At 70.5% G+C, this 13847-nt stretch carries 12 protein-coding genes; 7 read left to right on the plus strand and 5 right to left on the minus strand.

Annotated elements, in window-relative coordinates; all coding sequences use genetic code 11:
* The first annotated feature begins 41 nt into the window (after positions 1-41).
* The 3 genes from ACQRWP_RS14920 (at position 42) to ACQRWP_RS14930 (ending at position 2544) form a co-directional block, all read left to right on the plus strand.
* Positions 42-1280 carry an MFS transporter gene (locus tag ACQRWP_RS14920; RefSeq protein WP_430502828.1) on the plus strand — a complete coding sequence of 413 codons (1239 nt, stop codon included), beginning with the start codon at positions 42-44 and terminating at the stop codon, positions 1278-1280.
* A gap of 201 nt (positions 1281-1481) precedes the next feature.
* Positions 1482-2240, plus strand: coding sequence for a hypothetical protein (locus ACQRWP_RS14925; RefSeq protein ID WP_430502829.1), 759 nt, complete (start codon positions 1482-1484; stop codon positions 2238-2240).
* A gap of 154 nt (positions 2241-2394) precedes the next feature.
* Positions 2395-2544: a hypothetical protein gene (locus ACQRWP_RS14930; RefSeq protein WP_430502830.1), complete on the plus strand. Its 150-nt coding sequence runs from the start codon at positions 2395-2397 to the stop codon at positions 2542-2544.
* Positions 2545-2895: 351 nt separating this feature from the next.
* Here the strand turns inward: ACQRWP_RS14930 and murQ are convergent, their stop codons facing one another.
* Positions 2896-3789 carry an N-acetylmuramic acid 6-phosphate etherase gene (murQ, locus tag ACQRWP_RS14935; RefSeq protein WP_238667857.1) on the minus strand — a complete coding sequence of 298 codons (894 nt, stop codon included), beginning with the start codon at positions 3787-3789 and terminating at the stop codon, positions 2896-2898.
* A gap of 252 nt (positions 3790-4041) precedes the next feature.
* Between murQ and ACQRWP_RS14940 the strand changes: the two genes are divergently transcribed.
* Genes ACQRWP_RS14940 through ACQRWP_RS14950 form a run of 3 tightly spaced genes read left to right on the plus strand, consistent with a single transcriptional unit; the run spans position 4042 to position 9713 of the window.
* Positions 4042-5607: a sodium:solute symporter gene (locus ACQRWP_RS14940; protein ID WP_430502831.1), complete on the plus strand. Its 1566-nt coding sequence runs from the start codon at positions 4042-4044 to the stop codon at positions 5605-5607.
* A gap of 11 nt (positions 5608-5618) precedes the next feature.
* Positions 5619-6815, plus strand: a complete 1197-nt coding sequence (locus tag ACQRWP_RS14945; protein ID WP_430502832.1) for an anhydro-N-acetylmuramic acid kinase — start codon at positions 5619-5621, stop codon at positions 6813-6815.
* A gap of 24 nt (positions 6816-6839) precedes the next feature.
* The gene (locus ACQRWP_RS14950; RefSeq protein ID WP_430502833.1) at positions 6840-9713 is read left to right on the plus strand and encodes an FAD-binding and (Fe-S)-binding domain-containing protein; all 2874 of its coding nucleotides are present in this window, start codon (positions 6840-6842) and stop codon (positions 9711-9713) included.
* Positions 9714-9783: 70 nt separating this feature from the next.
* Here ACQRWP_RS14950 and ACQRWP_RS14955 read toward each other — a convergent pair whose 3' ends face one another.
* Genes ACQRWP_RS14955 through ACQRWP_RS14965 form a run of 3 tightly spaced genes read right to left on the minus strand, consistent with a single transcriptional unit; the run spans position 9784 to position 12360 of the window.
* Positions 9784-10707: a peptidase inhibitor family I36 protein gene (locus tag ACQRWP_RS14955; RefSeq protein WP_430502834.1), complete on the minus strand. Its 924-nt coding sequence runs from the start codon at positions 10705-10707 to the stop codon at positions 9784-9786.
* A gap of 6 nt (positions 10708-10713) precedes the next feature.
* Positions 10714-11598, minus strand: a complete 885-nt coding sequence (locus ACQRWP_RS14960) for a peptidase inhibitor family I36 protein (protein WP_430502835.1) — start codon at positions 11596-11598, stop codon at positions 10714-10716.
* 33 nt (positions 11599-11631) lie between these two features.
* The gene (locus ACQRWP_RS14965; protein ID WP_430502836.1) at positions 11632-12360 is read right to left on the minus strand and encodes a peptidoglycan-binding domain-containing protein; all 729 of its coding nucleotides are present in this window, start codon (positions 12358-12360) and stop codon (positions 11632-11634) included.
* Between ACQRWP_RS14965 and ACQRWP_RS14970 the strand changes: the two genes are divergently transcribed.
* Positions 12359-12652 carry a hypothetical protein gene (locus ACQRWP_RS14970; protein ID WP_430502837.1) on the plus strand — a complete coding sequence of 98 codons (294 nt, stop codon included), beginning with the start codon at positions 12359-12361 and terminating at the stop codon, positions 12650-12652. The two genes, ACQRWP_RS14965 and ACQRWP_RS14970, sit on opposite strands and share 2 nt — an antisense overlap.
* Before the next feature lie 48 nt (positions 12653-12700).
* On the opposite strand, the gene ACQRWP_RS14975 is transcribed toward ACQRWP_RS14970, so the two are convergent.
* On the minus strand, positions 12701-13729 hold the full coding sequence (locus ACQRWP_RS14975) for an NBR1-Ig-like domain-containing protein (protein ID WP_430502838.1): 1029 nt from the start codon (positions 13727-13729) through the stop codon (positions 12701-12703).
* Between the last annotated feature and the right edge of the window lie 118 nt (positions 13730-13847).

The following is a 13847-nucleotide window of genomic DNA, read 5'->3' on the forward strand; positions in this document are numbered from 1 at the left end:
GTCGACGCCGTCTCCCGCGCGCCCCTATAGTGAGTTCCATTATGGGACTTACTACGTTCTGGCGGTGGTGGGTCGCCGGCACGACCAGCCAACTCGGCTCGGCGGTCGGCGCAATGGCGCTACCGCTGACCGCGCTGACCGTGCTCCACGCGTCGGCCTTCGAGATGGGTCTGATCACGGCGGCGGGCTACCTGGCGTACCTGCTGATCAGCCTGCCGGCGGGGGTCATCGTGCAGCGCGTGCCGCTGCGCGGCATGCAGGTCGCCCTGGACCTGGTCCGGGCCCTCGCCATCGCGTCGGTCCCGCTGACCTGGTGGTTCGACATGCTGACGGTGACCCAGCTGATCGCGGTCGCCCTGGTGCTGAGCTTCGCCACCGTGCTGTTCGACGTGGCGAACCAGACCTTCCTGCCGGAGATCGTGCCGGCCGCGCAGTTGCAGGCCCGCAACAGCCTCACCTCCGGCACTCATGCCGCCACCGCGCTGGGCGGGCCATCCCTGGGTGGTTTCGCGGTGCAGCTGCTGGGTGCGGTGCCGACACTGTTCGTGGACGCCGTCAGCTACCTGCTCTCCGCCGTGTTGCTGCGCACCCTGCCGGCCCGGCGGGTGCAGCGACCGGCCGAGCGACCACCGATGGTCACGATGATCCGTGAGGGCTGGCACTTCGTGCTCCGACACCCGATCATCGGGCCGGCTATGTGGGACGCCACAGCGACGAACTTCGTCAACGGCGCCATGCTCGCCCTGTTCCCGTTCTACCTGGTGCGCGAGCTACACGCATCGCCGTTCATGGTCGGGCTGTTGATCGCCACCGACGGCCTCGGCACGCTCATCGGCGCCGCACTGACGACCCGGTTCACCGATCGTTTCGGCACCGCCCGCGGCCTGATCATCGCGGCCTTCGTCGGCGTGGTCGGCGCGCTCATCATCCCGCTGGGCACCGGCACCGCCGCATTCCTGGCCTTCGCCGTCGGGAATCTGATCTTCGCCGGCTCCACTGTGGTGCTCAGCGTGACCACCCGCACCTACCGGATGCTCGCCAGCCCTCCGGAGCTGCTGTCCCGGGTGATCGCCACGGTCAAGTTCGTCTCCTGGGGTGCCATCCCGGTCGGCGGTCTGCTCGCCGGCATCCTGGCCGGGCCACTCGGCGCCCGTACCACCCTGCTGATCTTCGGGGCGGTCACCGTGCTGTCCCCGATCATCTACCTGTCGACGCCGATCCGCCGACTGCGTGACCTGCCGCTCGACCCCACGCCGACACCGACCGAGGCCCGGGTGTGAACCGACCAGGTGCGCTCCCGGTCCGTCCACATCGCTCACCGGGAGATATCGACAGAAGGTGTAGCCCTCTGTCCCCCGGGGCAAGAACCCGCACATGGAGGGAACGGCAGGGCGCGAGGGGCAACAGCTCGGCCGGCGACACCGAACCGGTGAGCCGGACCGGGCATGCCTGGCGACCCCACTGCCGGCGACCTCCGTCTGATGCGGCTGAGGCACAGCCTCCCCCCGGTGGCGCTCGGCGCGGTGGCGCTCGGTGCGGCTCTGGGCGCCAACCCCGCCCACGCCGACACCCCATCGCCGTCGCGTCTCCCGCTGGTGGAGGTCGCCACCTCGCCGGAGGCCATCAAGGTCTCGGTGGCCGACGTGGTCGAGGTGGAGCTGACCGTCCCCCTGCCCCTGCCGACCGCTGTCGTCTCCCTGCCCGTGCCTCTACCGTCGACCCACCCGCTGCCTCTACCGTCGACGGACCCCCTGCCCTCGGCCGTTCCGCTGCCGACACCGTCGGCCAAGCCCTCGACCGCCCGGCCAAGTCGGCCGGCCGGCAACCCGTCGTCGTCACCGCAGGCCACAGCGACACCATCGGCCTCGGCATCCCCGGAGGCACGGGTCACCTCGCGGCCATCGCTGGCACCGTCGACGCGTGTGCCGGCGACAGTGACCCGAAGCGGCGCTCGCGGCACGTCCGATGGACGGGCGTCGGCGCAGGCGCGGGCGACGATGACCGCCGTCACCGGACAGCGGCCCAACCCGCCCGCCCGTCCCGCGCCGGGGCTACCGGCGTTCGTGCTGGCGCTGGCGTCCGCACCGACCGGCGTCGGTGCCGGCGGCGCTGATCCACCCACGTCAACAGCCGACGCTTCGCCGCCCACCTCGCCGCTGCGGCCAGGGCTCACCGTCACCGCCGTCGACATGCGCGCGACCAGCCGTCCCGTCGAGCGGGGTCCTCCCCCGCCCCAATGACTCCTGATCACCCACTCGCGTCCACGACGTTGATCAGGAGAGGTTCATGGAAATCGCCGTTATCTGGATCCCCGCCCATATCGAGCCGTCGGAGCCCGCCGTCGCGAGGTGTCTCAGCCACCTTCGCGAACACTCCTACCGATTCGCAGGAATCATGCGGGCCCCCTGGGAGACCGTCGAGCAGACGATGATCGACGGTGAGGTGGATGTCGTCGTCATCGCCGACTTCGCCCACCTCCCGCCGGATCGGTCCCCCCGGATCGAGCTGGCCAGCTCCCCTGACGGCGACGCGGACGAGGACTGAACGGTTCCGGACACACAGCTCGACTGACACCACGAAGCGCCCCGTCCGCATGGACGGGGCGCTTCGTCGAGCTGATGAAATCGTCGCCGAGGACGGAGGTACTACTCCGACGCCATGCGGTCGACGGCACCCCGGTCGCGTGCGCTTGTTCCCGACCCACCGTCACGCGCCGGCAATTGGGCCGGCTGCGTGCGCAATGGCTGGATCGCCATGTCGATGTGCTGTTGGGCGATATACCTCAGAGGTATATATATCCCTCTGAGGTATATCGCCCAATACGGAATCCGCTCCGACCGAGGTGACCAACGGTCACCGCCGATCGCCGGCTGCGCCCACCGCGAACCCCCTGGGTCAGGCAGCGACGGCCGCCCGAACGTCGTCGTCGGCGGCGCGCAGCCGGGCCGCGGCCTCCTCGGCGGTGCAGTTCGCCAACAGCAGCACGATGGCCGTCTTGGCGTGCCCGTGCGCCGCCGCGAGCGCCCGCGCCGCCGTGTCGAGGTCGGTGTCGGCGGCCTCGGCGACGATCCGACGCGCCCGGTCGACGAGCTTCTCGTTGGTCGCGTTCATGTCCACCATCAGATTGCCGTAGACCTTGCCGAGCCTGGCCATCGTGGCGGTGGAGAGCATGTTGCAGACCAGCTTCTCGGCGGTGCCGGCCTTGAGCCGGGTGGAACCGGTGAGCACCTCGGGGCCGGTGGGCACCTCGATGGCGACGTCGGCGTGCCGGCTGGTCACCGCGTCGGTGTTGCAGGCCACCGAGACGGTCGCCGCGCCAAGCGCGCGGGCGTGATCCAACCCACCGACCACGTACGGGGTACGACCGCTGGCGGCGAGCCCGACCACAGTGTCGCGGGCGGTCAGGCCGACGGCGTCGAGGTCGGCGACGGCGCGGGTCGGGTCGTCCTCCGCGCCCTCGACGGCGACACCGAAGGCTCGTGCCCCGCCGGCGAGCAGACCGACGACCCGCTCGGGCGTCGTACCGAAGGTGGGTGGGATCTCGACGGCGTCGAGCATGCCGATCCGGCCGCTGGTGCCCGCGCCGAGGTAGATCAGCCGTCCGCCCTGGCGGAGCGACGCCACGATGACGTCGACGGCGGCCGCGATGTCCGGCACGGCCCGGCGGACGGCGTCGGCGACGGTCTGGTCCTCGTCGTTCATCGCGAGAAGCAACTCGGTGGGAGACATCCGGTCGAGGTCGCCGGTCTTGTCGTTGCGGGTCTCGGTGCCGAGGGTGCTGAGGTCCACGGGGTGCTCGTTCCTCTCGCTGGTCTGCAGTCGCCGGCCGGCGGGGAGAGGTCCTCCGGTCGCCCGGCGGCTCGCCGTCGAGTGCGTCCTCGCGACCCGCCGCCGCGGCCAGGCCGAGGGCGCAGCTGCGAACAGTCCCCGTATCAGCAGGCTGAAACCACAGCGTAACCAGCCCGGACGGGCGGTGGCAAAAAGTTTCGCGTTAGGCTGGGTCACCGTCACTTATTGACAACCGCTGGTTGGGAGCGAGCCGTGCGTCAACTCGACCTCGTCGTGATCGTGCTGTACCTCGTGGTGATCGCCTACGTCGGACTACGCCTGTCCGGTAAACAGAAGTCCGCCAAGGACTACTTCGTGGGCGAGGGTCGACTGCCCTGGTGGACCGTCTCGTTCTCCGTGGTTGCCACTGAGACCAGCGTCCTGACCGTGATCAGTGTTCCCGGCGGCGCCTACAGCGGTCAGGGCTTCGGCAACGTCGAGCTAGCCCTGGGTTACGTCATCGGTCGGGTCGTCGTGGCCGCGGTGCTCATCCCGCTCTACAAGCGGGGTGGGTTCGTCAGCGCCTACCAGTACCTCGGTGAGCGGTTCGGCCTGAAACTTCAGGGTCTGGCGTCGGTGACGTTCGTCTTCACCCGACTGCTCGCCGAGGGTGTACGGCTGTTCGCCTCGGCCATCCCCATCAAGCTTCTTCTCGACGAGTTCGGGCTGAATGTCGGCTATCAGGCCATCATCATCGTCCTGACGCTCATCACGGTGGTCTACACCTACCTCGGTGGCATCAAGGCAGTCATCTGGACCGACGCCATCCAGATGGGGCTGTACCTGGGCGGGGCGATCCTGGCCATCGCGGTGCTCAGCCACGCCGTCGGCTTCGACGGCTACTCGCAGGCGCTGGACGCCGGCAAGTTCCAGCTCTTCGACACCAACTTCGCGCTCTCGCACGTGCTCACCAGCCCGTTCGCCCTGCCGACCGCGATCATCGGTGGCGCGATCTTCGCGATGGCCAGCCACGGGTCGGACCAGCTGATCGTGCAGCGCATCCTGTCCACCCGCACGCTGCGCGAGGGGCAGAAGGCGATGATCTCCTCGGGCATCTTCGTGGTGATCCAGTTCGCGGCGTTCTCCCTGGTCGGCGCGCTGCTGTGGTCGTACAACAAGGGTCAGACCTTCAAGGAACTCGGCCTGGCGAGCAGCGACAACCTCTACCCGAGCTTCATCCTGCACGCCCTGCCGGTGGGCATCTCGGGTCTGCTGGTGGCCGGCATCCTCGGCGCCGCGATGGGCTCGCTGTCCTCGGCGCTGAACTCGATGTCGAACTCCACCGTCGCCGACTTCATCCACAGCTTTTTCCGCAAGGTCCCGTCCGACGACGCGATGCTCCGCCTCGCCCGGGTGATGACCCTGGTCTGGGCGGTGCTGATGGCGGTCTTCGCCTGCGCGTTCAGCTCCAGCACCGGAAACGTCTACCTGACCGGTTTGACCATCGCCGGCTACACCTACGGGGCGCTGCTCGGTGCCTTCCTGCTCGGCCGCCTCGTCAAGCGGGCCAACCAGGTCGACGCGGTGATCGCCTTCCTGGTCACTGTGGCGGTGATGACGTACATCGTCCGCTACGTCAAGATCGATGTGACGACGGCCGGGACGACCACCGCCACCGCCATCGCCGCGCAGTGGCTGGTCCCGATCGGCGTCCTGATCACCCTGGTCGTCGGCGCGGTGTCCAGCCGGTTCCACCCGGCCCCGGAAACGCCGTACGACCATGGACGTAGCGACGAGGTCGACGACGACGCAGCGGCGGCGCCCGCCGGCCGGGCGTGAAGGAGGACGTGATGCGCGTGATCGGCCTGATGTCCGGAACCTCCTACGACGGCATCGAAGCCGCCGCGGCCGAGTTCGAGCTGAGCGGCGACACAGTGCGGATGCGACCGCTGGGCCGGCTCAGCCACCAGTACTCCGACGAGTTGCGCACGCAGATCGCCGCCGCCCTGCCGCCCGCCGCGACCACCACCGAGGCGATCTGCGTGCTGGACACCGGCATCGGCCAGGCCTTCGCCGAGGCCGGCGTGCGGACCCTCGCCGAACTGTGCGACGGCGATGCCGACCTGGTCGTCTCGCACGGGCAGACCATGCACCACTGGGTGGAGGACGGCACGGTTCGGGGCACTCTCCAGCTGGGTCAGCCGGCCTGGATAGCGGAGGCCACCGGCCTCCCGGTCGTAGCCGACCTGCGCAGCCGCGACGTGGCCGCCGGCGGGCAGGGCGCTCCCCTGGTCGCCCTCTTCGACGCACTGCTGCTGGGCGGCCTGCCCGGCGTCCCGGCCGCGCTGAACCTGGGCGGCATCGCCAACATCACCGTCGTCGCTCCCGACGCGGACCCGCTCGCCTTCGACACCGGTCCGGCGAACGCGCTCCTCGACGCCGCCGCCCGCCACTTCAGCGGGGGCGCCGAGGAGTACGACCGGGACGGGCGCGGGGCGGCCGCCGGACAGGTGAACCCGGACCTGCTGCGGCGGCTGCTCGACGAGCCGTACTACCGGCTGCCCGGCCCGAAGAGCACCGGGAAAGAGCTGTTCCACCTGCCCTACCTGCTCGCCGCCCTCGCCGACGCGCCCACACCGGACCCGCAGGACGTGTTGGCCACGCTCACCCGGCTCACGGCGGTCACGGTGGCCGGCGCCTGCCGCGACCACGGCGTCACCCGCCTCGTCGTCTCCGGCGGCGGCGCACACAACCCGACGCTGATGCGCATGATCGCCGACGAACTGCCCGGCGTCCAGCTGTCCTCCAGCGACGACCTGGGCATCGCGTCGGACGCCAAGGAGGCGCTCGCCTTCGCGCTGCTGGGCTATTTGACCGTGCACGGACTGCCGGGCACCCTGCCCTCGGGCACCGGCGCGCGGCACGCCTCCGTGCTCGGCAGCATCACCCCCGGCCGGCAGCCGCTGCGGCTGCCGGCTCCGGCCAGCACCGCTCCCCGCCGACTACTGATCGCCGGCCGTCCCGCCGTGCCGCCGGTGGCCGGCTGACCACTCTCCCGGGAGGATCCGCCGATGAGACCCGTCGTACCCGTGCCGCCGCCGACCGCGGCCGGCGCTCGTGCCCGCGCTGTCGCCGAGCTGCTGCGCTCGCGCCTCGATGATCCGAGCCGGGCCAGCGCCGAGCTGCCCCGAAGGCTGGCGGCGGCGCACGACGCCTCGCCGTACCTGTTCGAGCCGCAGGCCGTGGTTCGCGCCGCCTCCGCCGCCGAGGTGGGGGCGTTGATGGCCGGCGCCCGGGAGGCCGGCGTGCCGCTGACCCTGCGCGGCGGCGGCACCAGCCTCGCCGGGCAGGCCGGCGGCGCGGGCGTGCTGGTCGACGTCCGCACCGACTGGCGGCACGCCGAGGTCCTCGACGACGGACGCCGCATCCGGCTCCAGCCGGGCCTGACGATCCGACAGGCCAACGCTCGGCTGGCCCGCTACCGACGCCGGCTCGGCCCGGACCCGGCCAGCGAAGCTGCCTGCACTGTGGGTGGCATGGTGGCCAACAATTCGAGCGGGATGACCTGCGGCACCACCGACAACGCGTACCGCACCATGGAGTCGCTGCGCTTCGTGCTCCCGTCCGGCACCGTCGTCGACTCCGGCGCCCGCGACGCCGACGACCGGCTGCGGGCCGACGAGCCCGAGCTGCACGCCGGGCTGCTGCGCCTGCGCGACCGGGTGCGCGCGACGCCGGGGTCGCGCGCCACCATCGAGCGGCTGTTCGCGATGAAGAACACCATGGGGTACGGGCTTAACTCGCTGCTCGACCACAGCACCCCGGTCGAGATGCTCGCCCACCTGATGATCGGCAGCGAGGGCACGCTCGGCTTCGTGGCCGAGGCCGTCTTCCGTACCGTCGAGATCCACGACCACGCCGCCACCGGCCTGCTGATCCTGCCCGGTCTCACCGACGCCACCGACGCGCTGCCGGCCCTGCTCGCCGCCGGCGCCCGTACCGCCGAACTGCTCGACGCGGCCGCACTGCGGGTCAGCCAGCGCGACCCGGGTGCGAGCCCGGCCCTGCGCGGGCTGACGGTCTCCGGCCACGCCGCGCTGCTTGTGGAGTTCGCCGAGGACAGCGCGGAGCAGTTGGCCGCGACGCTGGCCGACGCCCGGCCCGTGCTCGACCGGCTGCCGGCCGTCACCGGCACCGAGCTGACCCGCGACCCGCGCGAACGGGCCAACCTCTGGCACCTGCGCAAGGGCCTCTACACCGCCGTCGCCGGGGCCCGCCCGCCCGGCACCACGGCCCTGCTGGAGGACGTCGCGGTGCCGATGCCGCGCCTGACCGGCACCTGCGACGGGCTGATCCGACTGTTCGACAGGCACGGCTACCCGGACGCGGTGATCTTCGGACACGCCCGCGACGGCAACCTGCACTTCATGCTGACCCAGTCCTTCGACACCCCGGCCGAGATCGACCGCTACGCCCGGTTCACCGACGACATGGTCGACCTGGTGCTTGCCGAGGGGGGAACGCTCAAGGCGGAGCACGGCACCGGCCGGGCCATGGCGCCCTTCGTTCGCCGGCAGTACGGCGACGAGCTGTACGACGTGATGCGCGAGCTCAAGCGGCTGTGCGACCCGAGCGGCCTGCTCAACCCCGGTGTGCTGCTCAACGACGACCCGACCGTGCACCTGCGGCAGCTCAAGGCCGTACCGGCGGTCGACCCCGAGCTGGACGCCTGCGTCGAGTGTGGCTACTGCGAGCCGGTCTGCCCCACCGCCGACGTCACCACCACCCCCCGGCAGCGCATCGTCCTGCAACGGCAGATCGCCCTCGCCACCGCCGCCGGCGACGAGGAGCGCCGCCGGGAGCTGACCGCCGACTACGAGTACGCCGCGGTGGACAGCTGCGCCGCGGACAGCCTCTGCGTCACCGCCTGCCCGGTCGGCATCGACACCGGGGCGGCGATGAAACGGCTACGCGCCGAGCGGCACACCCCTCGCGCCCAGCGCACCGCCCGCACTGCCGCGCGGCACTGGCAGGCCGCCGTGACGGGCGTCCGGGTGGGACTGACCGCCGCACACGCCGTACCGACGCCGGTGACCCGCGCCGCCACCAAGGCGATCCGTGGGCTCGGAACCACCGAACTCGTGCCGCTGTGGAGCGACGACATGCCGCGCGCCGGCGCGCCCCGGCCCACCCCCCGCAGCGCGCCCGACGCCCAGGCGGTGTTCTTCGCCGCCTGCGTCGGCAGCCTCTTCGCACCGGAGAACGGCTCGTCCGGCGGTTCGGCGGCGGCGTTCCTGCGCCTCTGCGAACTGGCGGGGGTGCCGCTCGTCGTACCGACCGGCACGGCAGGTCTGTGCTGCGGCACTCCGTGGCAGTCCAAGGGTTACCCCGCCGGTCACCGCGAGATGGCCGAGCGGACCCTGGCCGCGCTCTGGGCGGCCAGCGACGAGGGCCGACTGCCCGTCGTGTGCGACGCGTCATCCTGCACGCACGGGCTGACGCAGCTGACCGCCGCGCTGGCCGAGGAGGACCAGGAACGGTACGGCGCGCTGCGCTTCGTCGACAGCGTGACCTTCACCGCCGAGCACCTCCTGCCGGCGCTGCCGCAGCCCCGGCGACTCGGCTCGCTGGCCCTGCATCCCACCTGCTCCACAGTGCACCTGGGCGGCATCGACGACCTGCGTGCGGTGGCCGGGGCGGTCGCCGACACCGTCACCGTGCCGGACAGCTGGGGGTGCTGCGCCTTCGCCGGTGACCGGGGGCTGCTGCACCCCGAGGTCACGGCCGGCGCCACCGCGGCGCAGGCCGCCGAGATCAATGAGCGCGACCACGACGCGTACGCCTCCTGCAACCGCACCTGCGAGATGGGCATGAGCCGAGCCACCGGCCAGCCGTACCGGCATGTGCTCGAGGTGCTCGTCGAGGCGGTCGAGCCGCCGGCGTAGCCGGTGCCGTACCCGTGAGCGCGCCGTCCGCCGCAAAATCTGCGGCGGGCGGCGCGCTTGGTGCCTTACCTCAGGAGAGCGCGATGTCGCGGTAGTAGTAGCGCAGAATCGCCTGGTAGTTCTTGCCCTCGTTGGCGAGATCACGCGAGCCGTACTGCGACAGCCAGTCCCCGTCCACCCAGCCACCGCACGCGGTCGTCGTCGCGCAGTAGTGCGCCCGCAGGATGTTGCCGCTCCGGGTCATCCGGGCCGACCAGGTCCGGTCCACCGCCGCGGACGTCGACGTCTGTGCCGACGACGGCCGGTAGACCTGGTCGCCAGTGTCGTCCCGGACGTCGTAGCACTGTCCGCCGGACGTCTTCCGGGTCGAGTGCAGCGCCCAGTACCAGCCGTAGCTCTTGACGGCCATCGCACCGGCGTCCAGCGAGGCGGCCGGCCAGCTCGTCACCCACTCGTTCGGGAGGACGTTCTTGACGTACGTCTTGAAGTCGACCCGGTCGACCCGCCCGAGACTGACCCGGTAGACGAGGATGGTGCTCGGCAGCTTGCTGTTGGTGCCGTCGGTGCTACAGCCCGTCGGCCCACTCAGCAACTCGTGCGAGGCGTTGTTGTTCTTCAGCGTGGCGTTGAGGTTGCCCTTCGCCCCGGCCGCGAAGTCCTGGTAAGCACCGGCGAAGTTGCTGTTGAAGTAGACCCGCACGGTCTTGCCGGACCGGTTCCACACCGACGCGGCGTTGTTCTTCACGCACAGGCCCTTGCCGCTGCCCGTGCCCTTGAAGTCGTAGCAGGTCGGTTGGGTCGTACCGTAGTCGTCCAGTGAGTCGGTGAAGTCGGAGACCGAGCCCGCCTGGTTGCTGTTGTAGTAGTAGCAGAACTCGCCGCTGTCGCAGGTTCCGTCCCGTGTGGCCGCCGCTGCCGGCGAGGCAACACTCAGGATGGAGGTGGACATGGCGAGGACGGCGCCGACGATGGCGAGGCCCTTGCGGATATTCATGGCGTCCTACTTCTCGTTGTAGCCCTGGGAGTTCCAGAACGCGGTCGGGTCGGCGTTGTCCAGGGTGGGGTCGCCGACGCTGACGGCCGCGTGGGTCTGCCGGCCGGCCCGGACCTCGACGTGGGTGTGCGCGCCCGAGCTGGAGGACACCCCGTGCCACGACTCATCCGCGATGATCTCGCCCTTGCTGATCGCGTCGCCCACGCTCACCCCGGACTTCGGCGCGGTGTGCAGGTAGATCACCGACTTGTTGAGTGAGGAGTTGTAGACGGAGATCGTGGACAGGCCGCCGCTGCCGGTGGTGCCCCGCGCGACGTAGATGACCGTTCCGGAGACCAAAGCACGCACGTCCGAGCCGACGCTGCGGGCGATGTCGATGCCCTCGTGCCGGCCGGGCGTGGTGGTGTAACCGTCGAAGCCGCACGTGACAGTGCCGCCGCTGGCCTGGTACAGGGCGTACGACAGGTTCGTGCGGGTCGACGGCGAGAACTGGTGCGAGGCGTTGTTGTTCTTCAGCGTGGCGTTGAGGTTGCCCTTCGCCCCGGCCGCGAAGTCCTGGTAAGCACCGGCGTAGCCGCTGTTGTAGTAGACGCGTACGGTCTTGGTGCTGCGGTTCCAGACCGAGGCGGCCTCGTTCTTGATGCACAGGCCCTTGCCAGCGCCAGCGCCCTTGAAGTCGTAGCACGAGGGCTGCTCGGTGCCGTAGTCGTCGAGCGAGCCGGTGAAGTCCGAGATCGATCCCGCGTTGTCGCTGTTGTAGTAGTAGCAGAACTCGCCGCTGTCGCAGACCCCGTCTCGGGCCGCCGCCGACGCGGGCGATGCGACGCTGAGGATCGAGGTGGTCGCGGCCAGCGCGACGCCGACGGCGGCGAGGCTTTTACGGATGTTCATGGTGTCCTTTCAGAAACGGTGAGGGGGTGCGGGTCACTGCCCGCGCTGGTACTGCTCCCAGGTCTTGATCGGGACCCGGGGGCCGTCGTCCGGTCCCTGGTTGGCCAGGCCGTTCATGCCGAGGTAGTAGTCGCCGACCTGGTGCTGCGCCTGGCTGGACAGGTCCGTGTCGTTGATCGCCGTGGCGTGGATGTGCCACGGCCAGTCGCCCTGATTCGGGTTACGGACCCAGGCCGCGAAGCCGACCTGGCGCAGGGCCCGCGCGACGGCGGTGCGCTTGGCCGCGGTCATGCCGGTGACCGCGATGTCCACCACACCCCCGCCGTCGTGCGTGCCGGCCGAGGTGGGGTCGCCGCCGGGGTTGTACGAGCCCTGGTCGAGGACCAGGGTGTAGCCGAGCAGACGCTGGGCCTCGCCCAGCATCGCCTGCGTACGGGCGTTGACGACGTACCCGTCACGCGGGACCTTCGCGCCCGGGCCGATGGTGTTGCCGACGGTGTAGCGGTTCTGCCCGAGCTTCGTCAGCGACGTCGTGCCGGGCAGCCCGTTCGCGGCCAGCCCCGTGTAGCCGAGCGAGCGCTGGTACGCCGCGTACGCCGAGACGGTCTGGGTGCCGAAGTAACCGTCGACCCACTGCGCGTTCAGCAGGTTCTGGGCCTGGAGCGCCTGTTCGACGGCGAGTACGGAGTTCTTCGCGCCCGGGGTCAGGGTGTTGTCGGCCCGGCGGGGGTCGATCTGAGCGGCCAGGACGGTGGCCTCCATGTCCACGACTGGCCGCGCGGTCGTGGTGGCGGTTCGCTGCGTTGTGGCGCCGGATGTCGAGGCCCCCGCGTGGGCCGGAACACCGACGGCCACGCAGAGCGCGGCGAGCCCGACGGATAACCAGGGACGGCGCAAGGTCGATCTCCTCGCAGTTGGTGTGTCGTTCGGAACGGACATCACCTTGCGAGAATCGACCTACTGTTCGGTACCCCTACTGTCCTGTCAGATCCGTCAGGCCGCCACCGACCTCGATGGATGTGGTGTTGTCAGCTTCGGCGGCACCCAGGACTGACATCGATGGTTCACACTCTGACACCGGTCGAGCTGACCGGGAGCGCACTCAGGCGGTGACGGTGACCATGAAGTACACCGGCCGGCGGGTGGGAAAGTACTCCTGCCCGTTCTCGTCGACCATCTTCCAGCTCACCCAGCACTTCCCGGGACGACTCGGCGCGGTGACCTCGACACTGATCATCACCTGCTCGTCGGGCGGTGTGTCACCGATCGCCACCCGGTCCGGCACCTGGCAACCGTCGGCGTCGGCGGTGGGGTTGGTCCGCTGGAGGAAACGGTTGTGCCAGGCCACCTTCCCCACGTTCTTGAGGGCCCACACCTTGACGAACTGGGAGTTCACCCGCACCCGGGTGCCGTCGGGGATGGTGACGTCGGAGATGAACTTGCTGGAGTCGCCGGGGATCAGCGAGTCCGAGAACGCTGAGGCCGACGGCGAGACCGACGGTGCTGACGACGCCGCCACCGCGCCGGAGTCGTTCCGCGACGACCGGCCGCGGACGACGATGCCCAGGACGGCGACCATCGCCACCACCAGGACCACCGCTGCGGCGGCGAGCCACGGCAGCCGGAGCCGCCGTGCACCCGCGACGTCCTCGTCGGTCGGCGGATAGTCCGTGCTGCGCAGCGCGTTCTGCTCCTTCGGGGACGACGCGGGGACGACGGACACGACAGGCCCGTGGGTCTCCGAGGCGTCGGTCCCGGTGTCGGGCTTCCCCCCGCCCGTGGTGATCGGGGTTTCGGCGTCGGTCGGGGACTCGGTACTGACCGGCGCGGCATCGCCGTCTTCGGTGCCATGCGCAGACGCGGGGCGCTGCGCGTCCTCCCAGCGACGCCGCCACTGGACCTCGTCCGCCTCGCAGGCTCGGACGAACTCCCGCACGGTCTCCCAGGAGGGGAACCTGGTCCCGGCCGCGGCCTCGTGCAACGTGGTGTGCGAGATCCGGCCCGACCGCCCCGCCATCTTGCGGAACGACGGTTCGCCCGCGGCGGTCCGCAGGGTCCGCAGCTGTTCGGCGAACCTCTCGACGGCCTGTCTGTCCTGAATTGACTGGGCGGCGGCACGCTGGTCCTTCATCACTCCCCCATGTCAGACGACGTCGTCAGGCGTTGTCAGAGCGTGTCAGAGGGTACCGAACGGGCCAAGGCCGCCATCAATGTGGTGCATCGACGACACCGGGGCTCGACGGTCCCGG

The organism is Micromonospora trifolii (assembly GCF_050516465.1).
In the GTDB taxonomy this organism is placed as follows: domain Bacteria; phylum Actinomycetota; class Actinomycetes; order Mycobacteriales; family Micromonosporaceae; genus Micromonospora; species Micromonospora trifolii.